Genomic DNA, 24,508 nt, shown 5'->3' on the forward strand with positions numbered 1-24,508 from the left:
CGAGCCCGCCTGCCGGAGTTATTATAATTTGCTAACCATTGTGTTAGCATTTTTATTTACAAAAGAATAATTGTTATGCCGGCTTAGCTCAGTTGGTAGAGCATCGGTATCGTAAACCGAGGGTCACAGGTTCAAGTCCTGCAGCCGGCATAAAAAAGAGATGTTATTTCACATCTCTTTTTTTTATGTTAATTTTCCTAACATAAATAATTGACTTATTCGTATTGTAATAATAAACTGATACACATACATAAGGAGATTTGATTATGGGAGAAAAAGATTTAAGAAAATCGATGTCTGTTTTGACAATTGGAACTGTAATTAGATTAACTTCCTTGACTGCTCGGCAAATTAGATATTATGGAGATCAAGGTTTAGTTTTTCCAGAAAGAACTGAAAGTAATCAAAGATTATATTCTTTAAATGATATTGATAGAATTTTAGAGATTAAAGATTATCTTGATGAGGGTATGAATATTCATGATATTAAAAGAATTTATTATAAGCAGCAATTGAGGAAATCTAAAAAAGGTGAATTAACAGATGTAGAAGCTAGAAATTATCTAAAAGATGATTTTCTTAATGCTGGAAGATTAAATAAATCAAACGATTTCCGATCAAATCGCTTATAAAAAATTAAGGAGATCTATACATTATGAGAAAAACTTATACCAAAGAAGACATTAGAACCATGGCAAAAGAAGAAGATGTCAGATTTTTAAGATTAATGTTTACTGATTCATTGGGAACAGTAAAGAACGTTGAGGTTCCAATTTCAAAATTAGAAACTGTATTAGATAATAAACAAATGTTTGATGGATCTTCAATTGATGGATTTGTAAGAATCGAAGAAAGTGATATGTATCTATATCCTGATTTATCTACATGGGTTGTATTTCCTTGGGGAGATAAACATGGTAAAATTGGTCGTTTGACTTGTAGTGTATATAAAAGTGATCGTGAACCATTCATGGGTGATTCAAGAAATAATTTAATTAGAGTACTTAAAGAAATGGAAGATGAAGGCTTTACTAATTTTAATATAGGACCTGAACCTGAATTCTTTTTATTTAAATTAAATGAAAATGGAGAACCAACAACTGAATTAAATGATAATGGTAGTTATTTTGATTTAGCTCCAATGGATCTTGGTGAAAATATAAGAAGAGATATTGTATTAGAACTTGAAAACATTGGTTTTGATGTAGAAGCTTCTCATCATGAAGTAGCGCCGGGACAACATGAAATTGATTTTAAATATGCAGATGCATTAACAGCTGCTGACCATATTCAAACTTTTAAATTAGTTGTAAAAACAGTTGCAAGAAAATATGGTTTTTATGCAACGTTTATGCCAAAACCACTAAATGGAATTAATGGATCTGGAATGCATATTAATATGTCATTATTTGATAAAGATAAAAATGCATTTTATGATGATAAAGATGAAATGGAATTATCACAAAAAGCTTATTGGTTCTTAGGAGGATTATTAAAGCATGCAAAATCATTAGCTGCTGTATGTAATCCAACTGTTAATTCATATAAAAGATTAGTACCTGGATTTGAAGCTCCTGTATATATTGCTTGGTCTGGTTCAAATAGATCACCACTTGTAAGAGTTCCTAACAGCAGAGGCTTATCTACTAGATTAGAATTAAGAAGTGTAGATCCAGCTGCAAATCCTTATTTAGCTATTGCAGCAATTCTAGAAGCTGGTCTTGATGGAATTAAAAATAAAATTGATCCAGAAGAACCAGTTGACCGTAATATTTATATGATGGACAAAGCTGAAAGAGAGTTAGACAACATTAAAAATCTACCTTCTACTTTATATAATGCTTTAGTTGAATTTCAAAATGATCCATTGATGAAAAAAGCATTAGGACCACATATTCATCAAAGTTTCTTAGAAGCTAAAAAATTAGAATGGGATTCTTATCGTGAAAATGTTTCAAAATGGGAAAGAGATCAATATTTAGATTCATTATAAAAAAAGACTTGCTTAGCAAGTCTTTTTTATTTATCATCCTTTTTTAATAAATCAACAATTTCACCAAGATATTTATCTGTTTGACTTGGTTCTGCAGGAGCTGCTTCTTCATCTTTTTTATTTTTTAAAGTAACTTTATTAATTATTTTTACAAAAATAAAAACAACGAAAGCAATAATTAGAAAATTAATAATAGAATCAATAAAGTCACCATATTTAAATTCTGCACTTCCAATTTTTAGTACCAAATTAGATAAATTTATTTGGCCTAAAAACATTCCAATTAAAGGATTGATTATATTAGAGACTAAAGAAGTTACAATGGCTGTAAAAGCTGATCCTACAATCATTCCAACTGCTAAATCTACAACATTACCACGAGCAATAAATTCTTTAAATTCTTTAAGCATAAAAAACTTCCTTTCATTAAACTATCAGCAATTATATCAAAATTTATTCTTTAAATTAAATTAAAAGATTCATAAAAGATTGTTTTAATTTAATTTAAATAGTATAATTCCCAACAATATCTAATTGTATATTTTATTAAATAAGTTTGGAGATAATTATGAAACAAGAAAAAACATTTTTAGGACAACCTTTAGGATTATCTACATTGTTTTCTACAGAATTATGGGAACGTTTTAGTTATTATGGTATGAAAGCTATTTTAATTTATTATATGTATTATTCCGTTGCTAAAGGTGGTTTAGGATTTGATAAGACAGTTGCATTATCAATTATGTCTATTTATGGATCGATGGTTTATTTATCAACTGTTTTGGGTGGATTTATAGCTGATCGAATTTTAGGTAGTCGAAAAACTGTCTTTTATGGTGGAGTATTTATTATGTTTGGCCATATATTTCTGTCATTACCATTTGGTAAGTTGGCTTTATTTGCCTCTATTATTTCAATCTGTATTGGTACTGGTATGTTGAAACCAAATATATCAGATATGGTAGGTAAATTGTATCCAGATGGTGATAATCGAAAAGATGCAGGATTCAATATTTTTGTTTTTGGGATTAATTTTGGAGCATTAATTGCACCCTTAATTGTTGGAACTATTGGATTAAATTATAATTTTCATGTAGGGTTTTCAATTGCTGCAATTGGAATGTTTATTGCCCTTTTAAATTATTATTTAGTTGGAAATAAAAGATTAGGTGATATTGGTAATGAACCAAGTGCTCCTTTAACAGATGTAGAAAAAAGTAAAATCAAAAGAAATATTTTATTAGGAACAATTTTATTCATTTTAGTTTTAGGATTTATGAAAATTATTGGAATTTTAAATATTGAAAACTTTATTTCTCTATTAAGTATTATTGTTATTTTGACACCAATCGCTTACTTTATGATTATGTTAAATAGTAAAAAAGTAAATTCAATAGAAAGAAAAAAAGTTTTAGCTTATATTCCATTATTTATTGCAGCAACTGTTTTTTGGGCAATTGAAGAGCAAGGATCAGTAGTTCTAGCATTATTTGCTGCTGACCAAACTAATAACAGCATTTTAGGATTTAATATTAATGTTTCATGGTATCAATTATTAAATCCAGGATTTATAATGCTTTATACACCATTATTTGCTTATATGTGGACTAAATTAGGAAAGAAACAACCAAGCACTCCTAAAAAGTTTGCTTATGGAATGTTTTTTGCAGGCTTATCGTATATTTTTATGATGATTCCAATTGGATTATTTGGAGAGACAGCTAAAGTTAGTCCATTTTGGTTGATTGGAAGTTGGGCAATTATTGAAATTGCAGAATTATTAATTTCACCAATTGGTCTTTCTGTAACAACTAGTTTGGCACCAAAGTCATTTGAGTCTCAAATGCTTGGAATGTGGTTTTTGGCAGATGCAGCCGGGCAGGCAATTAATTCACAAATTGTTAAATTTTATGTTCCCGGAAACGAAATGAATTATTTTATGTGGATTGGAATTGTTTCAATTGTTGCAGGAATCGTTCTTTTGTTTATGTTAAAGAAAATAAAAAATAATATGGGTAATGTATTATAAAAAAGTATTGACGAAAAACTAATTATCATGTAATATATTATTTGTTGATGAGATAACTATTTAGTTATTTATATTTTATAAATAACTGTTGACATTATTTTGTCAGTCATGTAATATATTACTTGTTGAAGTGATATATTAATTCAATGCTTGCGGAGGGGTAGCGAAGTCTGGCTAAACGCGGCGGACTGTAAATCCGCTCCTTCGGGTTCGGTGGTTCGAATCCACTCCCCTCCATTTATTGGGTTATAGCCAAGCGGTAAGGCATCGGGTTTTGATCCCGTGATGCGCTGGTTCGAATCCAGCTAGCCCAATATATAATGGTCGGTTAACATAAAATGTTAATCGGCTTTTTTTATATCAAAAGAAGGGATTTATTTTATGGTTAAACCTGTTTACGTTGAAATCCATGATGATATTCAAAAAAAGATTGAAAATAATATTTGGTCAGTTGGAAAGAGAATACCATCTGAAAGAATTTTATCAGATATGTATAATGTTTCTCGAATGACATTAAGACAAGCAATTCAAGTTCTTGTCGAAGAAGGTATTTTAAATAAAATTCCTGGTTCTGGTACATATGTTGCAAATCAAAAGATTCAAGAAAAAATGTCAGGAGTAACAGGCTTTACTGATATTATGATTTCTGAAGGTAAAGTTCCTTCAAGTAAAACATTATCTTTTAAAGAGGTTGAAGCGACTTTTAATGAGTCTGAAGAATTAAAAATTAATGGTAATAATAAAGTTTTAAGAATGGAACGAATCAGATATGGTGATCAAATCCCTATTTGTTATGAAGTAACAACAATTCGATTGGATTTATTAAAAGGAATTAGCAGAGATGAAATTTCACGTTCTTTATATCAATCTTTAAAAGAGAAAAAAGGATTAAAGCCGAAAAATGCTAAACAATATATTTCTGCAATTTTAGCTACTAAACAGATTTCGGAATATTTAGAAATAAAAATGAATGAGCCTATTTTGAAATTAAGGCAAACATCTTATTTAGATGATGGAACACCGTTTGAATATGTTCAATCACAGTATGTTGCTGAAAGGTTTGAATTTTATCTACAAAAATAAAAAAGGATAATTATTAATTATCCTTTTTTTGTTTCTTTACTAATCTTAAAAATTTTGGGATAGCAAGCATTCTTTTGAATCTAGTTGGTTGAGTAATAAAACGATATAACCATTCTAAATGATGGTTAATCCAAAATTTTGGGGCACGCTTTACATGACCAGACATTACATCAAAGCTACCGCCTAAACCAATCCATAAACCGTTATTAATTGGTCGATGTTTATCTATAAATTCTTCTTGTTTTGGGAAACCTAGTCCTACAAATACCATATCAGGTTTTGTATGTTTAATTTCATTTAATATTTCATTTGGATTGTTAAAATAACCATCATGAATTCCTTTAATTTGAAGAGTAGGATAATCTTGATTTAATTTTTTTTGTAAATCAGTTATTACCTCTGGTTTTGATCCAATAAAATATGCCGATTTATTATTTTCATTTCCCCATTTTAATAAATCACAAAAAATATCATAACCAGAAATTCTTTCTTTGATTGGTGTGGAGAATTCTTTTGATGCATTTACAATTCCAATACCATCTGGGACGACATAGTCAGATTTTTTTATTAAATCAAGGTAGTCTTTATTATCATATGCATGTACCGCAATTTCAGGATTTGCAGTGATAACAAATCTATTTTCGTGTAGATTTATATCATTCTTTATTTGAGTCATGAATGTATCAAACGACTCGTTTACGAATGGAATATTTAAAATTGAAGTAGTACTTAAATTATTGAGCATTAATTAATGTCCTTTCATAAATGATATCTTTTAACTATTATTATAAATTAATGGTAAAATAATAATTAAATTATCGAACGAATCGATGGAGGATTTTATTTCAATGTTAAAAAATAATCAAGTTGATAATATTACTTTACATACAGATGCATATGAAATCAACATGATGGCAACTTATTTTAAAAAAAATATGCATAATCGACATGCTGTATTTGAAACTTTTTTTAGAAAAATGCCATTTGGAAACGGATTTGCAATATTTGCTGGATTAGAACATTTGGTTGAATCAATTCAACAAATACATTTTTCTGAAGAAGATATTCAGTATTTAAAAGAAGTTGGAGATTATTCAGAAGATTTTTTAAATTATTTAAGAAATTTTGAATTTAAGGGGACAATTCGTTCTGCTCTAGAAGGAGATTTAATCTTTAGTAATGAACCAATTTTACAGGTTGAGGGAACAATTGCTGAATGTCAACTTGTAGAGAGTTTATTATTAAATATTGTTAATTATCAAATCTTAATTGCAACTAAAGCTTCAAGGATTAGAATGACTGTAAAAGATGATCCTTTGCTTGAATTTGGTACTAGAAGAGCACAGGAAACAACAGCTGCTTTATGGGGATCAAGAGCAGCTTATATTGGTGGTTTTGATGCTACTTCAAATGTTTTAGCTGGAAAAAAATTTAATATTCCAATTAGTGGAACCCATGCACATTCATTGGTTGAATCGATGAATAGTGAATATGATGCTTTTAAAGCATATGCAGAAACACATAAAGAGTGTGTATTTTTGGTTGATACTTTTGATACACTAAAAAGTGGAGTTCCCAATGCAATAAAAGTGGCAAAAGAAATGGGAGAATCAATTAACTTTAGAGGAGTTAGAATTGATTCTGGAGATATGGCTTATCTTTCTAAACGGGTTCGTGAAATGCTTGATGAAGCTGGATTTAAAGATGCAAAAATTTATGCCTCAAATGATTTAGATGAATACACAATTTCAAGTTTAAAAATGCAACATGCTAAAATTGACGTTTGGGGAGTTGGAACTAAATTAATTACAGCCTTTGATCAACCAGCTTTAGGAGCAGTTTATAAATTAGTCTCCATTGAAAATGATCAAGGTAAAATGATTGATACAATTAAATTATCAAATAATGCAGAAAAGGTTTCAACACCTGGTAAAAAGCAAGTTTGGAGAATTACTAAAAATAAAGATGGAAAATCTGAGGGTGATTATATATCATTACAAAATGAAAATCCACAAAATGAAGATAGTTTATATATGTTTCATCCTAACTTTACTTATATTAATAAAACAGTTAAGAATTTCTCAGCTCAACCTTTATTAAAAGATATTATTGTTAATGGTGAATTAGTTTATGATTTACCAGATGTTCATAGTATTCAAAAATATGCTAAAGCTAATTTAGACTCACTTTGGCCTGAATACAAAAGACAATTAAATCCAGAGGATTATCCAGTTGATTTGTCAACTGAATGTTGGAATCATAAAATGGAATTAATCAGTAAAATGAAAGAAAAAATGAATAAGTTAGGTGATAATGAATGAATCAAGCTCAATTAGATTTGCAAAAGAAAATTATTAAATCACTAAAAGTTCAACCTAAAATCGATGCTAAGATTGAATTAAGAAGAAGTATTGATTTAATTAAAGAATTTATGAAAAAAAATCAATGGGCTAAATCTTTAGTACTTGGTATTTCTGGTGGTCAAGATTCAACTTTAGCAGGTAAAATTGCACAAATTGCAATTGATGAATTAAGACAAGAAACTGGAAATAATAATTATAAATTTATTGCAGTCCGTTTACCGTATGGAGAGCAAGCTGATGAATCTGATGCGATGGATGCAATTGAGTTTATGAAAGCAGATTTAGTAAAAAGAGTAAACATTAAAGCAGCAACAGATGATATGATTAAGGCAGTTTCTGATAATCATGATGAAATTTCTGATTTTAATAAGGGTAATATTAAAGCTCGTCAAAGAATGATAGCTCAATATGCGATTGCTAGTGCAAATGGTGGAGTAGTAATTGGAACAGATCATGCAGCTGAAGCGGTAACTGGATTTTATACTAAATTTGGGGATGGAGCTGCTGATATAACACCATTATGGCGATTAGATAAGCGACAAGGAGTTTTACTTTTAAAATTATTAAATGCACCAGAGCATCTATATAAAAAGATTCCAACTGCTGATTTAGAAGATGATCGTCCTGCATTGCCAGATGAAAAAGCATTGGGTGTAACATATGATGAAATTGATGATTTTTTAGAAGGAAATGTAATTGATGAAAAAGCAGCAACAATAATAGAAAAGTGGTATTTAAAAACTGAACATAAAAGAAAATCACCAATAACTGTTTTTGATGATTTTTGGAAATAGGAGATAATAAATGAAAAAGAAATTTGATGTTAATTATGGACCAAAATTAGGGGAAATTATTGAAGATACTAATAATATTGGTGAAGAAATGAATGACAGCTATTTATTAGTAAAAAAATATATTGATGATAATACAATTGATATTGATTTAGTTCAAATTCAAGATAAATTTCAAAATGGAACTGATAAATACAAAAGGAATTTAGTGAGTTTAAAAAATTTAAAGGCTCCAATTAAAGAATTAGGTAAACATAATCAAATGATTAGTGCTTATGAAGATTATGTTGATGGTTGTCAATTAATGGTAGATAGTTTAAATGATGATTCAGTTGATGAAGAAAAATTTAATGAATCAGAAAAGAATCAAGAAGAAAGTAGCGACCGTGTTACAAAAGTAGTTCAAAGAATTTTAACTTCTTACATGTAAGATATAATACTTCGTTAAATAAATTAACGAAGTATTATTTATTTTGAAAGGGAGAAAGAATGGAAACTAAAGCATTAAAAGAAATTAAAAAGAATTTTTCTGATATTTCAGAAAATCAAATTAAACAAACAATTAAACTGATTGAAGATGGAAATACAATTCCATTTATTGCCAGATATCGAAAAGAATTAACTGGAAATCTTGATGAAGTACAAATTGCTGAAATTAAAGATTCACATGATAAAATTAATAAACTATTTAAGCGACAAGAAGAAGTAATTAATCAAATTAATGAAGCAGGTCAATTAACTGATGAATTAAAAGATAAAATTTTAAAATCAACAACTATGCAACAAGTAGAAGACTTATATTTACCTTATAAACAAAAAAGAAAAACTAAAGCAATGATTGCAAAAGAAAAAGGATTAGATAAATTTGCTGAATGGATTTTAACTTTTCCTAAAGTTGATTTGAATCAAGAAGCAGAAAAGTATGTAAATACAGAACTTGAACTAAATTCAATTCAAGATGTATTTGATGGTGCTCATGAAATTATTGCTGAAATGGTAGGTAATGAAGCTGAATATCGTGCTTTCATTAGAAAGCAGACCAGAGATAACGGGTTATTAGTTACAAAGGTAAAAAGTAAAGGTAAAGAACTTGATGAAAAAGGAGTATATCAAGATTATTATGATTACTCCCAAAAATTGAAGCAAATTCCGGGATATCGAATTTTAGCGATTAATCGTGGTGAAAAAGAAAAAATATTACGAGTTAAGATTGAAATGGATTTAGCAGTGATTAATAAATATTTAGCTTATAATTTGTTAAAGGGAGAAACTGGAGCTGCAAGTGAATTTGTAGAAGAAGCATTTAAAGATGCTTATAGTCGTTTTATTGCACCATCAATCGAGCGAGAATTACGTGCTGAAATGACAGAAAATGCGGAAGCTCATGCAATTGAGGTCTTTGGTAATAATCTTTATCATCTTTTAATGCAATCTCCTCTAAAAGGTAAAATTATAATGGGATTTGATCCTGCTTATCGAACAGGATGTAAATTAGCAATAATTGATAAGAATGGTACATTTATTCATAAAGAAATTATTTATCCAACTAAACCATCTAGTGAAGCTAAACAAAAAGAAGCTATGAAAATATTTATTAATTTAATTGAAAAATATCATGTTGAAATGATTGCAATTGGTAATGGAACTGCAAGCAGAGAATCTGAACTTTTTGTATCAGAAGCACTGAAAAAAATTGATCGAAAGGTTTATTACGTAATTGTTAATGAGGCAGGAGCTTCAGTTTATTCAGCTAGTTCAAATGCACGAACAGAATTTCCAGAATTACATGTTGAAGAAAGATCAGCAATTAGTATCGGTAGAAGACTACAAGATCCACTAGCTGAACTTATTAAAATTGATCCCAAATCAGTCGGAGTAGGTCAGTATCAGCATGATGTTTCTCAAAAAGAATTAGATAATAAATTAGATCGAATTGTAGAAATGGTTGTTAATAATGTTGGAGTAGATTTAAATACCGCTAGTGCAGAGTTATTAGAACATATTGCTGGATTAAGTAAAACAACTGCAAAAAATATTGTGCAATATCGAGAAGATAATGGTGAATTTACCAATCGAAATCAATTGAAAAAAGTATCTAAATTAGGTCCAAAAACCTATGAACAAGCAATAGGTTTTTTGAGAATTTTAGATGGGGTTAATCCACTTGATAATACTGATATTCATCCAGAAAGTTATACGATTGCAAAAAAAATCTTGAAAAAACAAAATATTGATTTAACAGAATTAGATGCTAAAAAGAATGAATTAGATTTAAATAAGATTGATATAAATCAATTAGATGAAAACCAATTAACTATTAATGAATTAATTAATGGATTGAAACATTATGGAAGAGATTCTAGGGATGAAATGCCAGCTCCACTTTTGAAATCTGATGTTTTAACTATGGAAGATTTAAAAGAAGGAATGCAAATGCAAGGCACAGTTCGTAATGTAACTGATTTTGGAGTATTCATAGATATTGGAGTTAAACAAGATGGATTGGTTCATATTTCGAAGATGAGTGATAAATTTATTGATGATCCAAGTAAAATAGCATCAGTGGGAGATATTGTTGATGTTTGGATTGATCAGGTTGATTTAGATCGAGGAAGAATTCAATTATCAATGATTGCACCGAAAGGTTAATAATTTGGAAAATATTGAACTACAAAGATTAGTTGAACAAATATCAATTGATTATTTTCATGAACCATTTAGACATCAAGCATATTTTAATCGACGTTTGAAAACCACTGGAGGGCGATATCATTTAAATTCTCATAATATTGATATCAATCCAAAAATGTTGGAAATTTCAAAAGAAACTTTAATTGGTGTAATTAAACATGAGTTAGTTCATTATCATTTATCAAGACAAGGTTACTCTGGTAAACATGCAACAAAAGAATTTAAAGATTTATTAAAACAAGTTGGTGGTAGTCGATATGCACCGATGATTTTAGATAAGCCAAAATACATTTATACATGTAAAAAATGTGGACAAAAATATCCTAGAAAGAAAAAAATAAATACAGATAAATATGTTTGTAGTAAATGTCGAGGAAAGTTAGTATTTAGTTATAGTTAAATTTATATAGAGGGTGATAAAGTGGAAAAGTTAATTGTAAGAGTTCCTGCAACATCTGGAAATGTTGGAAATGGATTTAATTCAATTGGATTAGCGCTTCATCTTTATTACACAGTAATAGTTGAAGAAGAAACAGAAGTGTGGAAAATAAACCATGCATTAGGAGATAATATTCCAACTGATAAAAATAATTTAATTGTTCAAACTATTTTAAAAATAAAGCCTGATATTAAACCACATCAACTCACGGTTATGTCTGATATTCCAGTAGAACATGGATTAGGTTCAAGTACAACTGCAGTAGTAGCAGGAATTAAAATAGCTAATTCAATTGGAAAATTAAAGATGACAATGGAAGATGAAATTAATTTGGTAACAAAATTTGATGGAAATCCGGATAATTCTGCTGCAGCTATTTTAGGTGGATTAACAATTTCTCATTATAATGGTGAGATTGTTGATTCTGAAAAAACCGAATTACCTGAAGATATTAAAGCATTGATTTTTATTAAAACAAATGGAATAACTGAAAAAGAAAGTATTAAAGAATTACCAAAAGTAATTGGATTAATGAATGCAGTTAATTCAAGTAGTGCATCAAATCTATTTATTGCAGCACTTATGAATAAAGATTGGGACAAAGCAGCAAAAATAATGGAAGTTGATAACTTTGTTGAAAAAAGTCGTACAAAAGATTACTCAATATTGAAAAAAATTAGAGAAATTGCGCATGAGCATAATGTTCATAGTACTTTTATTAGTGGTGCTGGTTCGACTATTATTACATTAGGTAAAGAAGAGCAGTTAGTAAAAATTAGAGAGCAGTTAAAAGATTTAGATGGAAAAACCAAAATTGTAAAACTTGCAAATAATGGTACTGAAATTAGAGGAGAACTAGATTAGTATTGCTTTTAGTCTGTAATTTTGCTATATTAGTTAATGGTTAAGCGGCCATGGCGGAATTGGCAGACGCGCAAGATTAAGGATCTTGTCGGGAATTATCCCGGTGGAAGTTCGAATCTTCTTGGCCGCATTTAAATAAAAGGACAACCAATTTTTGGTTGTCTTTTTTAGTGTTATAATAATTTAAAATAAAAAAATCAGGTATTCAATTATGACAGATAAAAATAAAATTGATAAAAAAGGTTTATTTTACACATTTTTAATGATTATTTCAGTCATTTCAATTGTTAACGTAATTTTAGCTTATGCTAATTTTTTTGATTTAAATGATAAATATTATTTATTTTCTGAAATATTAATTGAATTAATTTATATTATCCAATTAGTTTGGCGTTTTTGTTTATCTAAAGAAAAAAATATTTTTTTATTGAATAATTTATTTGAGATTATTTCAATAATTCCTTTTCATCCAGTATTTATTTTTTTTAGAGTGATTAGTGTTTATAAATTTATAAGATATTATAAATTAATTTATCGATTGGGATTATCTAATAATTTAACAAGTAGTATTCATGAATTTTTATTTACAAAAAAATTTATTTATTTAATTTCTGTATCTTTTGGAATTATAATTGCTGCTAGTTTAGGTTTTTCAATTGTTGAGCATGTAAGTCTAGGAGAATCATTATGGTGGGCAATCGTAACTGCTACTACAGTTGGATATGGTGATATTAGTCCACATACTTTTTTAGGTAAGTTAATAGCAATTGGATTAATGTTTTTGGGAATTGGATTTATCGGGTTATTAACATCTAACCTAATTCAATTTATTACGCGAAAAACAGATGTTTCTCAAAAAAATGATTTAGATGAAATTAATCAAAAGATGGATTATTTAATTAAAATCGTTAATCAGCAAAATAAAGAAATAAGTAATTTAAAAAAAAGACATAAAAAAAAGAAGCCATAATGGCTTCTTTTTTAGTAACTTGTAGAATTATAACTATTATTAGAATTGTAATTATAACTATCATTATTATTAGAACTATTATTTTGTGCATCAGTAGTAAATTTTTTGGTTGCTTTTAAGTTTAACGTTTTTCTAATATGATTTGATACTTTTTTTAATTCTTTGTCGGGAGCAATTTGATAACTAATTCCATCAATCATTGCATCATCACATTGAAGTGTTTCAGATTTAATATGATGAGTAGCTTCACCATAATTAGCTCTTGCAGCAGTCATATCTTCAAAAGACATATCTGTTTTTAAGTTACCATTTAATGATGTAAGAATTTCTTTGGTTCTAGTAATAGAAGAAATATTTAACCCTTTCATTACTAATTTTTGAAGAACTTGTCTTTGACGTGCTTGTCTTCCATAATCACCTTTTGGATCATCATAACGCATTCTTGAATAATCTAATGCTTGTTTACCATTTAAATGAGTAGCTTTTCCTTTAACAACGCTTGCATGTCCGTAACTAAATGTTAATGGAGACTTTACGGTTACTCCACCAACAGCATTAACCATTTTTTCAAGACCACCCATGTTAACAATTGCGTAAAAATCAAGTGGTATATCTAGTAAATCTTCAACAGTTTGCATAGCTGAATCTGCTCCACCAATAGTGTAAGCAGCATTTATTTTTTCATATTGTGATTGATCACCCTTAACAGAAACTCTAGTGTCACGAGGAATACTAGTCAAATAAGTAGTTTCTTTTTTAGGATTAACGGTTGCCACCATAATAGTATCAGTTCTACCAGTATCATGACGACCTAATGCACCAGTATCAGTACCTAATAAAAGAATTGAGAAAGGTTTCTTGTTATTTAACATACTGGAAGCATTTCTAATCTTATTACTTGATGTTTTATCATATGTATCTGAGAAGGTCGATTTTGCATCTTGATATCTATTATAACCAAGTCCTAGTCCAACAATAACAATTAATAAACTTAATAATTGGAAAGTCCAAATTATAGGATGGTGAGCAGTTCTAAGGTTACTTTTTTCAGTTCGATTATTTATTTCTTTATTATTTTTCATAAAAAATCTCCATATCTGTGAGTTAATCTTCTTTGATTATAAAATAAATATTTCTATTTGACTTTGTTTTTTACCAGTACTTTACGATATTTTAACATTTAGGTTATTATAGCATGAAAATCAGTAAAAATTTGTGCTTTACAATTGTGGTACAATTGAATTTAAATAAATTTTAGTTTGGAATGATTGAATGGCAGAATTTTTACAAAGTATTTCAGGAATACTGACAATCTTAATTATGATTGGATTAGGTTATATACTAGCAAAATTTAAATGGTTTGATAAGAATTCAACTGATTTGCTAGTTAAATTAGTAGTTAATATTGCTTTACCAGCATATATGATTTCTACAATTACAAAGGATTTTACAGCAACAAAGTTATTACATATTTTACCAGATTTAAGATTCCCGGTTATTTCGATGGTTATTTTATATGGAATTTCAATTGCAATTGTTCATATTATAAAAATAAAAAAAGAACATCGAGGCTTATTTGAATCAATGTTTTTAAATTCTAATACAGTTTTTATTGGATTACCTATTAATATGGCTTTGTTTGGTGAAAAGAGTTTACCATATGTTTTGGTATATTACATGGCAAATACAACTTTTTTTTGGACAATTGGGGTTTATTTGATTCAAAAAGATAGTAAATATAAAGAACCATTTAGTATTACTACTACTTTAAAAAAAATATTTTCTCCTCCATTATTAGGATTCATTGTAGGAGTTATAATTGTTGCTTTAGATTTTAAACTACCTACTTTTTTAATGAGTGATTTTTCTTATATTGGTGATTTAACAATTCCCTTATCAATGATTTTTATTGGAATTGCTATTTCAAAAGTTAAATTAAGTCAAATTAAATTTAACCGAGCCAATTGGGGAATTTTATTTGGTAGATTTGTGATGGCTCCAATTGTTATGACGTTGTTAGTTATCAATACAGATGTACCGCTTTTAATGAAACAAGTTTTTATTATTCAATCGGCAATGCCGGTGATGACCAATGCACCAATTATTGCTAGAAAATATGATGCAGATTATGAATATGCCTCCGTTATGGTCACAGAGACAACTATTTTGAGTTTATTTGTCGTACCTGTGCTAATTTTATTGGTCCAACAAATAAATTAATTTAAATTTATTTAAGGAGTATTCAAAAAATTGCGAAAATCGTATATATATGTTTTGATTTCAACTGTTATGTTTAGTTCAATGGAGATTGCTTTAAAAATTGCTGGAAACCAATTTTCTCCAATTCAATTAAACTTAATTAGATTTTTTATTGGAGGAATTGTTTTACTTCCTTTTGCGATTAAATCTATGCATAAGCAAAACTTGAAAATTAAAATGTCAGATTGGAAAGTATTTTTTCTGACAGGTTTATTTTGTGTCATTGTTAGTATGAGTTTATATCAAATGTCAATTTTATATGATGATCCTGGGATTGTTGCTGTTTTATTTAGTTCTAATCCATTATTTGCTTTAATTTTTTCATATCTAATTTTGAATGAAAAAATTAGTCGAACAAATTTTATCTCATTAATAGTTTCGTTGTTAGGATTAGTCGTTATTGTTAATCCCTTTAATTTAAGTCATCCAATTGGTTTATTTTTAGGATTATTATCAGCTTTAACTTTTGGTTTTTATAGTATTTTTTCAAGATATGAATCATTTAAACATAATTTTGATGGAATAACATTAACTTCATTTACTTTTATAGCTGGTTCAATTGAATTATTGATTGTGATTGGAGCAACACATATACCAACGATTGCTAATTTTTTAGAGTCATCAAAAGGATTAAAGGTATTTGCAAATACGCCAATTTTACAAAATGTCAATTTGAGTAATTTACCAATTATTTTATTTACTGGTATTTGTGTAACTGGTGGAGGATTTGCATTTTATTTCTTGGCAATGCAAGAAGCAGGGGTTTCTATTGCCTCTTTAGTTTTCTTTATTAAACCTGGTTTGGCCCCAATTTTAGCGATGCTTTTAATTGGTGAGAAAATTTCTTTAACTGTTTGGATTGGAATTGTTATAATTCTAATAGGTTCAGTGATTACTTTTATTGGTAATCGAAATGAAGAAAAAGATTCAGATATTTTATCTGAAAAAGATGTATAAATTTTCAAATAGAAAGAAGGTATTCTAATGAGTAAATTAATAATTATGCGTCACGGAGAAAGTGAAGCTAATCAGAAGAATATCTTTACTGGTTGGTCTGATGTTCCATTAACTGAAAAGGGAGTTTTTGAAGCCCAAAAAGCTGGGAATTTGTTAAATCAATTAGATTTGAATATTAAAATGGTTCATACTTCTTTTTTAAAAAGAGCAATTTTAACTAGTAATATTATATTAAGTCAAATTAACCAAAGTTATTTACCAATTAATAAAAGTTGGCGATTAAATGAAAGACATTATGGTGCTTTAAGGGGATTAGAAAAAAATTCTGTTAAAAAAGAATATGGAGAAAAGCAATATAAGTTATGGAGAAGAAGTTTCAAAGAAGTACCTCCTGAGCTGTCAGATTCAGTTATTAGTGATTCTAAATATCTAAATTTAGGGGTTACTGAGCCAAAAGCTGAAAGTTTAGAAATGACTTATAATAGGGTAGTTCCATATTATAATAATAATGTTGTCCCTAAATTATTAGATGGAGAAAATCAATTAATAATTGCTCATGGTAGTTCATTGAGAGCATTAATTAAGTATCTCGAAAATATTTCTGATGATGAAATTGATAAAGTAGAGGTTCCAAACGGTGAACCAATAATTTATACTTTCGATGATCAATTAAACATCTTGAATAAAGAAGTAATAGAAAAAGAGAATAAATAAAAAAGCAAATTTCCAAATTATATGGAAATTTGCTTTTTATTTTTAACATTTTTATTTATGCTAATGCACCCATTGGATCCCATGGATCAAGCATTTTTGGTTCTTTTTGTTGATTCTTCTTTTGTTCATCTGACATGTATCTAGTATTTACAACAACTTGGTAAACAAATTCATTAAACCAGTCATCACTCATAACAAAATATCCTTTGGTACCAACTTTGTCACCCCAACTATTTTCAACTTTCCATTTAGTTGGTTTACCATTAACTATATCGACTCCAGTAAGTACCATGGCATGTGTCATTAAACTTTCACCATAGTTTAAGCGATCAGCTTTTGACATTGATAAATCAGCACCTAATAATTCATCCTTATGGAATAAATTAGTATCCATAATTCCTTTTTGACGGTCAGATTCTTTTCCAACATCACAACCAAACCAAACACTTTCGCCATCTTTTAATTGTTTAATAGCTAAGTCTTTCATTTCTTCAATTTCTAAGTTTAAATGTTTAACTGAACGTCCACCAACAACGCTACCTAACATTTCAATGGTATAAGTATCATTAAATGGTTTGTCATCAGTAGGTGAGTTAATGATTGAAACGTAGTCTTCTAAATCTAGATTTAAGAATTGCTTATAAAAATCAATTGGAGTTAAATCTTTTACTAAATTGTATTTATGATCTTTATCGTAGTATTCAAAATCGAATTTATCAGCTGGTTTTCCTAATGCGTATACAAGGATTTGATAAATTTCATTAAGCATTGATTCTTTTTTAGCATTGATTTCATCATTACTATTAGAATCAGCCACCATTTTACGTAATTCTTTTGCATTTTTTCTTAGTTTAGTATTTAAAACATTATTTAATTGACCTGAGTGTTCACTATTAAATGTTTCTTCCATTGCACTTTTTGGAGCAAGCCCATGTTTTTCGATTAATGAACATAACATGTCCCATTGACCACCATCTTCTTGAGGGGTTTGCATCAAGAAAGATACTTTTCTAGAATTAATTGGTTCATTTGCTGTAGCCAATACATTTTCTAAGAAATAGTTTGACTTTTCAAATTTGTCCCAAAAATTAATGAAGTTTTGAGATAATTCAAAGTCAGCAGGCAAACCAAAATTTTTAGTTAAGTCATAACGCATTGTGTTTAAAGCTGCAAACATCCAACAACGACCACTTTGTTTTTGATTAGGAACATCTTGTTTTTCAGAAACCTCAACTGAAAAAACTGGTTTCATTAGTTCATCTGATTGAATTTCAGTAGATGAAGCTAAAATACCATTTTTACTAACAGATCTTCTAATAATATCAGAAGTTTTATTTTCTGATAAATTATTTTGAAACTTATTAATTGATTCGGATGAAATTGAATTTTCTCTCATAAAACTGACACACTCCTTTAATTTGTTAACTGTATTCTAAACTAATGAGAAATTATTGCAATAAAAAAAAGAAGTAGATTATACTTCTTTTCGGTTGGTATTGATTATTTCAGGACCATTTGGATGTTCTACAATAATTGTGTCTACAATGTCCATAAATAATCCGTGTTCAATCGTACCTGTAAGTGTATCAATTTCAAGTGATAATTCATATGGATTACGAAATTCACCTAAATACAAATCAATGATATAATCACCAGAATCAGTTTTAACAAAATTATCATTATCATCAACTCTAAATTTAGGATGGTAATTTTTTTCATCAAATTTCTTGAATAATTGACGACTACCTTGTGGAACTACTTCAACGGGGAGTGGATAAGATAAATTTTTAACAAATTTTGTTTCGTCAACAATCCACATATTTCTTTTAGAATTAATTGCAACAATTTTTTCCATTAAGTGGGCAGCCCCGCCACCTTTAATACCTTGGTAGTTTTGATCAATCTGATCAGCACCATCAATTGTTAAGTCAATATAATCCACATCATTGATATCTTTTGTTACAATTCCTAAGCTTTCTGCTAATAATTCAGTATGTTTAGAGGTTGGTATTCCAACAATATTAATATTTTCGTTTTTGATTTTTTCTGAAAGTGCTTCAAGCATATATTTAATTGTACTTCCAGATCCAAGGCCAACAATCATACCATTTTCAATATATTTAACTGCCTCTTTACCAACTGCCTTTTTTAAATCATCTTGATTACAAGGTTTCATATTAGTAACTACCTCTCTATGGAAAATTCAGCACACTCTTACTTCTTTTAATTTTCTATTGTCTTTGACATTTTGTCAAGTAATGTTAAAATTTAAAGTTTGCTGTTAGAATGGTAGTTACCAATTAAAAAATAAGATAGGAGATTTAATTATGAAAAGAGGATTTAATATTGTTTCAAAGTATCAAAATAGTAAATTAAATTTACCTAAAAGAGCAACCAATGCATCTGCCGGATATGACTTCGAAAGTGCAGAAGATTTTGTATTACCCTCAATCTGGAAAAAGGATTTTTTAAATGGACTATGGCTTTTAAAGCATCAAGATAATCTTTCAGATGAAGACTTAGAAAAAGCACAAAAAATTATTAAACCATATTTAATTCCAACTGGTATTAAAGCATATATGCAAGATGATGAGTTTTTAATGATTGCTAATCGATCAAGTGGGCCTTTAAAAAGAAATATGGTAGTTCCAAATGGAATTGGTGTAATTGATTCTGATTATTATGATAATGATAAAAATGAAGGTGAAATCTTTATTCAACTAATGAACTTTGGTTTATTAGATCGTAAAATTAAAAAAGGTGATAAAATTGGACAAGGAATTTTTATGCCGTATTTAAAAACTGATAATGATGATGAAACTGACAAGATGAAAAGAACTGGCGGATTTGGCTCATCTGGTCAATAATTATTTAAGGAGCTATTTTTAATGGCCAAACCAAAAATACAATATAAATGTCAAAATTGTGAATATATATCACCTAGATTTTTAGGCCGTTGCCCTAATTGTGGTGAATGGAATAGTTTAGTTGAAGAAGTTGTTCAAAAAACAACTCCCGGAAAAACAAATGTAACAAGAGTTTCAATGGATGGACATAAGTCACAACCTCAACTAATTAGTGAAGTTAAAGCTGAAGATGCACCAAGAATTGAGGTTGATTCTTCAGAACTTAATCGTGTGCTTGGTGGAGGAGTGGTTCCTGGTTCTTTAGTTTTAATTGGTGGAGATCCTGGAATAGGAAAGTCCACTTTGTTATTACAAGTATCTGGCCAATTAAGTAATAAAGATAAAAAAGTCCTTTATGTTTCAGGAGAAGAAAGTGCTGATCAAATTAAAATGAGAGCTGATCGACTTGGTGTCATTAATGAATCTAATCTTTATTTATATCCTGAAACTGATATGACTTCAATTAGAGCTGCAATTGATAATATTAATCCAGATATTGTAATTATTGATTCTGTTCAAACAATGCAAGAAAGTGAAGTTGAATCAACTGTTGGCTCTGTTTCACAAGTTCGAAGTGTTACTAATGATTTGATGAATATTGCTAAGACTAATGCAATTACGATTTTTGTTGTTGGACATGTTACCAAAGGTGGAGCAATTGCTGGGCCTAAAACATTAGAGCATATGGTTGATACAGTTCTTTATTTTGAAGGTGATAAACACCATTCGTATCGTCTTTTAAGAGCAGTCAAAAATCGATTTGGGTCAACTAATGAGTTAGGAATTTTTGATATGACTGAAGATGGATTAGAAGAAGTATTGAATCCATCAGAAATTTTCTTAGAAGAAAGGTTAAAGGATGCAACTGGTTCAGCAATTGTTGTTTCAATGGAAGGAACTAGACCAATTTTAGTTGAAATTCAAGCTTTGCTTACACCATCTGTTTTTGGTAACGCGCAGAGAACAGCAACTGGATTAGATCGAAATCGAGTTTCATTGATTATGGCAGTTTTAGAAAAAAGAGCAGGATTGATGTTACAAAATCAAGATGCCTATTTAAAGGCTGCTGGAGGAGTTAAGTTAGAAGAACCATCAATTGATTTAGCTGCAGCAATTGGAATTGCTTCAAGTTATAGAAATCAAGGGACTAATCCAATGGAATGTTATATCGGAGAAATCGGATTAACTGGAGAAATTAGAAGAGTAAATCGAATTGAACAACGAGTTAAAGAAGCCCAAAAATTAGGATTTTCTCGTATTTTAATTCCAAAGAATAACTTATCAGGATGGACACCTCCTAAAGGAATTGATGTGATAGGGGTTGCAACAATAAGTGAAGCGCTTAATATTGCACTAAAAAAATAGGAAGCTAGCTTTATTTTTTATGTTTTTCATTGTAAGATTAATAGTATTGAAAAAGATGTTATTTGAAGGGGAGAATTAAGGTTGGCTAACAAGAAAATTAGAGTTCGTTATGCACCTAGTCCCACAGGACACTTGCATATTGGGAATGCTAGAACTGCAATATTCAACTATTTATTTGCTAGAAAAAATAAAGGTAAATTTATAATTAGAATTGAAGATACTGATACAAAAAGAAATGTTGGAGATGGAGAAACTAGTCAATTAGATAATCTTAAATGGCTTGGTTTAGATTGGGATGAAAGTCCCGAAAATCCTGGTGATTTTGGACCATATCGTCAATCTGAAAGAAATCATATTTACAAACCATTAATTCAACAATTAATTGATGAAGGTAAAGCATATGAGTCATATATGTCAGAAGATGAACTTGAAGCTCAAAGAGAAGAACAAAGAGCAAGAGGAGTTATGCCACATTACGAATATGAATTTGCAGGTATGACTGAAGATGAAAAGCAAGCTAAAATTGATGAAGCTAAAGCTGCTGGAATTAAACCAGTTATTCGTTTTGCAGTTCCTAAGAATAAAGAATACAAGTGGGACGATATGGTTAAAGGCGAAGTTTCTTTCCAATCCAATACAATTGGTGGAGATTTTGTTATTGCTAAAGTTGATGGAACACCAACTTATAATTTTGCCGTTGTAGTTGATGATCACATGATGGAAATTTCACATGTATTTAGAGGTGATGACCATGTTGCAAATACTCCAAAACAAATGATGATTTATGAAGCATTTGGTTGGGATCATCCTAAATTCGGTCATATGAGTTTAATTACTAGTGCTGATAGTGGTAAGAAATTAAGTAAACGTGATGAATCAATTATTCAATTTATTGAACAATATCGTGATCTTGGTTATTTACCTGATGCGATGTTTAACTTTATTACCTTACTTGGTTGGTCTCCAGTTGGAGAAGATGAAATTTATTCTAAAAAAGAATTTATTAAAATGTATGATGAAAATCGTTTATCAAAATCACCAGCTGCTTTTGATAATAAAAAATTAGAATGGATTAATAATCAATATGTTAAATCTAGTGATGAAGATATTGTGATGGATTTGGCTTTAAGACAATTAGTTAAAGCTGGAAACATTCAATCAAATCCAGATGCCTTAACTGTTGAATGGTGTCGTAAACTAATTAATGTTTATAAACAACAAATGAGTTATATGGCTCAAATTAATGAAATGGCATCTGTTTTCTTTGAAGATTTTGATCAAGTTAGTGGTGAAGCTTTAGAAGAAATTAGTAATGATACTGCTCCAGTAGTCTTGAAAGAATTTTCAGAATTAGTTAAAAATATTGAAGTATTTGATACTGTTGAAATTTTAAAAACAATTAAAACAGTTCAAAAGAATACTAAAATTAAGGGTAGACAACTTTGGATGCCAATTAGAATTGCTGTTACTCATGAAATGCATGGACCAGAATTACCTGAAACAATTGAATTAATTGGTCGTGATAAAGCGCTTAAACATATTGAACAAACATTAAATCAAATTAAATAAGAAGAAAATACATTAATCAATTGATTAATGTATTTTTTTAAGAAAAACATTAATAAATTATGATAGAATTACACCTAGCTATTAATAAATAGGAGGAAAACAGATGCTAAAAGTATATAATTCATTCACTAATCAACTTGAAACCTTTAAACCAATTAATAAAAGATCGGTGAAGATGTATGTCTGTGGACCAACTGTATATAATTATATTCATATTGGAAATGCACGAAGTGTTGTTGCTTTTGATACAATTAGAAGATATTTAGAATATCTGGGATATTATGTTACTTATGTATCTAATTTTACTGATATTGACGATAAAATTATTAATGAGGCTAATAAAGAAGGAATTTCTTATGATGTATTAACTAATCGATACATTGATGCATTTATGGAAGATACTGCTGCTTTAAATGTTAAACCGGCTACAAATAATCCTCGTGCTACTGAACACATTGATGATATTATAAAATTTATTGAAGAACTAATTGATGATGGTATGGCTTACGTAAGTAATGGTAGTGTTTACTTTCGTGCAAAAAAATTCAAAAATTATGGTAAATTAAGTAATAAAAATATTGATGAATTAGAAAATGGTGCAAGTCAACATATCACAGAAGCAGAAGCTAATGAAAAGGAAGATCCAATTGATTTTGTATTATGGAAAAAAGTAAAGCTAAATGAAGTATATTGGGATGCTCCATTTGGTAAAGGAAGACCAGGTTGGCATATTGAATGTTCTGTAATGTCTAATAAATATTTAGGAAATAATTTTGATATTCATGGTGGTGGAATTGATTTAGAATTTCCACATCATGAAAATGAAATTGCACAAAGTGAATCAAAAAATAAAGAAAAATTTGCAAACTATTGGTTACACAACGGATTCGTAACAGTTGGTGATCAAAATGAAAAAATGAGTAAATCATTAGGTAATTTCATTACAGTTCACGATCTAATCAAAGAAGTGAATCCAGAAGTTGTAAGATTTTTAATGTCTACAACTCAATACAGAAGACCAATTGCTTATAATCAAGAAAAAGTAACAGAAGCAGAAAATAATTTAAAGAAAATTAAAAATGCTTATAATAATTTAGAACATCGTATGAGTAGTGCTGATGAAGGAAATGATCCAAAAATTGATCAAGAAGTTAGACAAATTCAAGCTAATTTTCAAGATGCAATGGATGATGATTTTAACGCACAAAATGGAATTGCAGAGGTTTACGAATTAGCTAAATTAGGTAATATATATTCTGAAAGAGATTTTGTGTTTGATAAAACAATTTCTTTAATTTTAAATCGATTAAATGAATTATCAAGTATTTTTGGAATTGATTTAGCTACTGAAGATTTAGCGGATGATGAAGTTAAATCATTAATTGAACAAAGAAACAATGCTAGAAAAAATAAAGACTTTGCTTTGAGTGATAAAATTAGGGATGAATTGAAAGAAAAGGGAATTATCTTAGAAGATACTAATGCAGGTACTAGATTTAGAAGGGAAAATTAATT

General features: G+C 28.8%; 23 protein-coding genes and 4 tRNA genes. 22 read left to right on the top strand and 5 right to left on the bottom strand.

The genetic code is table 11. From position 1 onward, the window contains the following. Positions 1 to 77: 77 nt before the first annotated feature. The 3 genes from GSH19_RS05605 to glnA all read left to right on the top strand — a co-directional run bounded on the left by GSH19_RS05605 (position 78) and on the right by glnA (position 1,993). Positions 78 to 150: transfer RNA gene (locus GSH19_RS05605), tRNA-Thr, on the top strand. A gap of 116 nt (positions 151 to 266) precedes the next feature. Beyond that, on the top strand, positions 267 to 632 hold the full coding sequence (locus GSH19_RS05610) for a MerR family transcriptional regulator (protein WP_237027126.1): 366 nt from the start codon (positions 267 to 269) through the stop codon (positions 630 to 632). A gap of 23 nt (positions 633 to 655) precedes the next feature. After that, entirely contained in the window at positions 656 to 1,993 is a 1,338-nt protein-coding gene (glnA, locus tag GSH19_RS05615) for a type I glutamate--ammonia ligase (RefSeq protein ID WP_255700263.1), read from the top strand. 26 nt (positions 1,994 to 2,019) lie between these two features. Here the strand turns inward: glnA and mscL are convergent, their stop codons facing one another. Then, on the bottom strand, positions 2,020 to 2,403 hold the full coding sequence (mscL, locus tag GSH19_RS05620; protein ID WP_237027127.1) for a large-conductance mechanosensitive channel protein MscL: 384 nt from the start codon (positions 2,401 to 2,403) through the stop codon (positions 2,020 to 2,022). A gap of 158 nt (positions 2,404 to 2,561) precedes the next feature. Between mscL and GSH19_RS05625 the strand changes: the two genes are divergently transcribed. The 4 genes from GSH19_RS05625 to GSH19_RS05640 all read left to right on the top strand — a co-directional run bounded on the left by GSH19_RS05625 (position 2,562) and on the right by GSH19_RS05640 (position 5,105). Next, complete coding sequence (locus tag GSH19_RS05625) at positions 2,562 to 4,022, top strand: peptide MFS transporter (RefSeq protein WP_237027128.1); 1,461 nt, start codon at positions 2,562 to 2,564, stop codon at positions 4,020 to 4,022. Between the two features lie 154 nt (positions 4,023 to 4,176). Beyond that, a tRNA-Tyr gene (locus GSH19_RS05630) sits at positions 4,177 to 4,259 on the top strand. Between the two features lie 5 nt (positions 4,260 to 4,264). Then, a tRNA-Gln gene (locus tag GSH19_RS05635) sits at positions 4,265 to 4,336 on the top strand. Between the two features lie 67 nt (positions 4,337 to 4,403). Then, positions 4,404 to 5,105, top strand: a complete 702-nt coding sequence (locus GSH19_RS05640; RefSeq protein WP_237027129.1) for a GntR family transcriptional regulator — start codon at positions 4,404 to 4,406, stop codon at positions 5,103 to 5,105. 13 nt (positions 5,106 to 5,118) lie between these two features. Here GSH19_RS05640 and GSH19_RS05645 read toward each other — a convergent pair whose 3' ends face one another. Further along, positions 5,119 to 5,850: a WecB/TagA/CpsF family glycosyltransferase gene (locus GSH19_RS05645; protein ID WP_237027130.1), complete on the bottom strand. Its 732-nt coding sequence runs from the start codon at positions 5,848 to 5,850 to the stop codon at positions 5,119 to 5,121. 103 nt (positions 5,851 to 5,953) lie between these two features. On the opposite strand from GSH19_RS05645, the gene GSH19_RS05650 reads away from it, so the two are divergent. The 8 genes from GSH19_RS05650 to GSH19_RS05685 all read left to right on the top strand — a co-directional run bounded on the left by GSH19_RS05650 (position 5,954) and on the right by GSH19_RS05685 (position 13,223). Further along, a complete protein-coding gene (locus GSH19_RS05650; protein ID WP_237027131.1) occupies positions 5,954 to 7,426 on the top strand; it encodes a nicotinate phosphoribosyltransferase in 1,473 nt (490 codons plus the stop codon). Continuing rightward, positions 7,423 to 8,262: an ammonia-dependent NAD(+) synthetase gene (gene nadE / locus GSH19_RS05655; protein WP_237027132.1), complete on the top strand. Its 840-nt coding sequence runs from the start codon at positions 7,423 to 7,425 to the stop codon at positions 8,260 to 8,262. Before GSH19_RS05650 ends, nadE begins: the two co-directional genes overlap by 4 nt. Before the next feature lie 10 nt (positions 8,263 to 8,272). After that, positions 8,273 to 8,689 carry a hypothetical protein gene (locus GSH19_RS05660; RefSeq protein ID WP_237027133.1) on the top strand — a complete coding sequence of 139 codons (417 nt, stop codon included), beginning with the start codon at positions 8,273 to 8,275 and terminating at the stop codon, positions 8,687 to 8,689. A 59-nt stretch (positions 8,690 to 8,748) separates the two neighbouring features. Then, positions 8,749 to 10,908 (top strand): Tex family protein, encoded by a 2,160-nt coding sequence (locus GSH19_RS05665; protein ID WP_237027134.1) that lies wholly within the window; start codon positions 8,749 to 8,751, stop codon positions 10,906 to 10,908. Between the two features lie 4 nt (positions 10,909 to 10,912). After that, a complete protein-coding gene (locus GSH19_RS05670; protein WP_237027135.1) occupies positions 10,913 to 11,350 on the top strand; it encodes a SprT family protein in 438 nt (145 codons plus the stop codon). A 21-nt stretch (positions 11,351 to 11,371) separates the two neighbouring features. Further along, entirely contained in the window at positions 11,372 to 12,253 is an 882-nt protein-coding gene (thrB, locus tag GSH19_RS05675; protein ID WP_237027136.1) for a homoserine kinase, read from the top strand. A gap of 44 nt (positions 12,254 to 12,297) precedes the next feature. Beyond that, a tRNA-Leu gene (locus tag GSH19_RS05680) sits at positions 12,298 to 12,383 on the top strand. Positions 12,384 to 12,464: 81 nt separating this feature from the next. Continuing rightward, entirely contained in the window at positions 12,465 to 13,223 is a 759-nt protein-coding gene (locus tag GSH19_RS05685) for a potassium channel family protein (RefSeq protein WP_237027137.1), read from the top strand. 11 nt (positions 13,224 to 13,234) lie between these two features. On the opposite strand, the gene GSH19_RS05690 is transcribed toward GSH19_RS05685, so the two are convergent. Continuing rightward, on the bottom strand, positions 13,235 to 14,305 hold the full coding sequence (locus tag GSH19_RS05690) for an LCP family protein (RefSeq protein WP_237027138.1): 1,071 nt from the start codon (positions 14,303 to 14,305) through the stop codon (positions 13,235 to 13,237). A 190-nt stretch (positions 14,306 to 14,495) separates the two neighbouring features. Between GSH19_RS05690 and GSH19_RS05695 the strand changes: the two genes are divergently transcribed. The 3 genes from GSH19_RS05695 to GSH19_RS05705 are packed head-to-tail and all read left to right on the top strand — an operon-like array spanning position 14,496 to position 17,153. After that, the gene (locus GSH19_RS05695) at positions 14,496 to 15,443 is read left to right on the top strand and encodes an AEC family transporter (protein WP_237027139.1); all 948 of its coding nucleotides are present in this window, start codon (positions 14,496 to 14,498) and stop codon (positions 15,441 to 15,443) included. Positions 15,444 to 15,473: 30 nt separating this feature from the next. Continuing rightward, positions 15,474 to 16,439, top strand: coding sequence for a DMT family transporter (locus tag GSH19_RS05700; protein ID WP_237027140.1), 966 nt, complete (start codon positions 15,474 to 15,476; stop codon positions 16,437 to 16,439). A 27-nt stretch (positions 16,440 to 16,466) separates the two neighbouring features. Beyond that, the gene (locus tag GSH19_RS05705) at positions 16,467 to 17,153 is read left to right on the top strand and encodes a 2,3-diphosphoglycerate-dependent phosphoglycerate mutase (RefSeq protein WP_237027141.1); all 687 of its coding nucleotides are present in this window, start codon (positions 16,467 to 16,469) and stop codon (positions 17,151 to 17,153) included. A gap of 55 nt (positions 17,154 to 17,208) precedes the next feature. Here GSH19_RS05705 and GSH19_RS05710 read toward each other — a convergent pair whose 3' ends face one another. Next, positions 17,209 to 18,549 carry a C1 family peptidase gene (locus tag GSH19_RS05710; RefSeq protein WP_237027142.1) on the bottom strand — a complete coding sequence of 447 codons (1,341 nt, stop codon included), beginning with the start codon at positions 18,547 to 18,549 and terminating at the stop codon, positions 17,209 to 17,211. Positions 18,550 to 18,627: 78 nt separating this feature from the next. Next, positions 18,628 to 19,329: a ribose 5-phosphate isomerase A gene (rpiA, locus tag GSH19_RS05715; protein WP_237027143.1), complete on the bottom strand. Its 702-nt coding sequence runs from the start codon at positions 19,327 to 19,329 to the stop codon at positions 18,628 to 18,630. A gap of 151 nt (positions 19,330 to 19,480) precedes the next feature. On the opposite strand from rpiA, the gene GSH19_RS05720 reads away from it, so the two are divergent. The 4 genes from GSH19_RS05720 (at position 19,481) to cysS (ending at position 24,506) form a co-directional block, all read left to right on the top strand. Further along, positions 19,481 to 20,020 (top strand): dUTP diphosphatase, encoded by a 540-nt coding sequence (locus GSH19_RS05720; protein WP_237027144.1) that lies wholly within the window; start codon positions 19,481 to 19,483, stop codon positions 20,018 to 20,020. Positions 20,021 to 20,041: 21 nt separating this feature from the next. Then, complete coding sequence (gene radA, locus GSH19_RS05725; RefSeq protein ID WP_237027145.1) at positions 20,042 to 21,424, top strand: DNA repair protein RadA; 1,383 nt, start codon at positions 20,042 to 20,044, stop codon at positions 21,422 to 21,424. An 81-nt stretch (positions 21,425 to 21,505) separates the two neighbouring features. Further along, complete coding sequence (gene gltX, locus GSH19_RS05730; RefSeq protein ID WP_237027146.1) at positions 21,506 to 22,993, top strand: glutamate--tRNA ligase; 1,488 nt, start codon at positions 21,506 to 21,508, stop codon at positions 22,991 to 22,993. Between the two features lie 103 nt (positions 22,994 to 23,096). Further along, positions 23,097 to 24,506 (top strand): cysteine--tRNA ligase, encoded by a 1,410-nt coding sequence (cysS, locus tag GSH19_RS05735; RefSeq protein WP_237027147.1) that lies wholly within the window; start codon positions 23,097 to 23,099, stop codon positions 24,504 to 24,506. The last annotated feature ends 2 nt before the right edge of the window (positions 24,507 to 24,508 follow it).

Source organism: Lactobacillus sp. S2-2 (assembly GCF_021698855.1).
In the GTDB taxonomy this organism is placed as follows: Bacteria; Bacillota; Bacilli; order Lactobacillales; family Lactobacillaceae; genus Fructilactobacillus.

Coding starts and splice junctions, on each gene's coding strand:
- GSH19_RS05695 (WP_237027139.1), top strand. CDS start 14,496: ATGGCAGAATTTTTACAAAGTATTTCAGGAATACTGACAATCTTAATT.
- GSH19_RS05720 (WP_237027144.1), top strand. CDS start 19,481: ATGAAAAGAGGATTTAATATTGTTTCAAAGTATCAAAATAGTAAATTA.
- mscL (WP_237027127.1), bottom strand. CDS start 2,403: ATGCTTAAAGAATTTAAAGAATTTATTGCTCGTGGTAATGTTGTAGAT.
- radA (WP_237027145.1), top strand. CDS start 20,042: ATGGCCAAACCAAAAATACAATATAAATGTCAAAATTGTGAATATATA.
- GSH19_RS05705 (WP_237027141.1), top strand. CDS start 16,467: ATGAGTAAATTAATAATTATGCGTCACGGAGAAAGTGAAGCTAATCAG.
- GSH19_RS05640 (WP_237027129.1), top strand. CDS start 4,404: ATGGTTAAACCTGTTTACGTTGAAATCCATGATGATATTCAAAAAAAG.
- GSH19_RS05625 (WP_237027128.1), top strand. CDS start 2,562: ATGAAACAAGAAAAAACATTTTTAGGACAACCTTTAGGATTATCTACA.
- GSH19_RS05610 (WP_237027126.1), top strand. CDS start 267: ATGGGAGAAAAAGATTTAAGAAAATCGATGTCTGTTTTGACAATTGGA.
- GSH19_RS05685 (WP_237027137.1), top strand. CDS start 12,465: ATGACAGATAAAAATAAAATTGATAAAAAAGGTTTATTTTACACATTT.
- GSH19_RS05650 (WP_237027131.1), top strand. CDS start 5,954: ATGTTAAAAAATAATCAAGTTGATAATATTACTTTACATACAGATGCA.
- GSH19_RS05690 (WP_237027138.1), bottom strand. CDS start 14,305: ATGAAAAATAATAAAGAAATAAATAATCGAACTGAAAAAAGTAACCTT.
- nadE (WP_237027132.1), top strand. CDS start 7,423: ATGAATCAAGCTCAATTAGATTTGCAAAAGAAAATTATTAAATCACTA.
- glnA (WP_255700263.1), top strand. CDS start 656: ATGAGAAAAACTTATACCAAAGAAGACATTAGAACCATGGCAAAAGAA.
- cysS (WP_237027147.1), top strand. CDS start 23,097: ATGCTAAAAGTATATAATTCATTCACTAATCAACTTGAAACCTTTAAA.
- GSH19_RS05660 (WP_237027133.1), top strand. CDS start 8,273: ATGAAAAAGAAATTTGATGTTAATTATGGACCAAAATTAGGGGAAATT.
- GSH19_RS05710 (WP_237027142.1), bottom strand. CDS start 18,549: ATGAGAGAAAATTCAATTTCATCCGAATCAATTAATAAGTTTCAAAAT.
- rpiA (WP_237027143.1), bottom strand. CDS start 19,329: ATGAAACCTTGTAATCAAGATGATTTAAAAAAGGCAGTTGGTAAAGAG.
- GSH19_RS05645 (WP_237027130.1), bottom strand. CDS start 5,850: ATGCTCAATAATTTAAGTACTACTTCAATTTTAAATATTCCATTCGTA.
- GSH19_RS05665 (WP_237027134.1), top strand. CDS start 8,749: ATGGAAACTAAAGCATTAAAAGAAATTAAAAAGAATTTTTCTGATATT.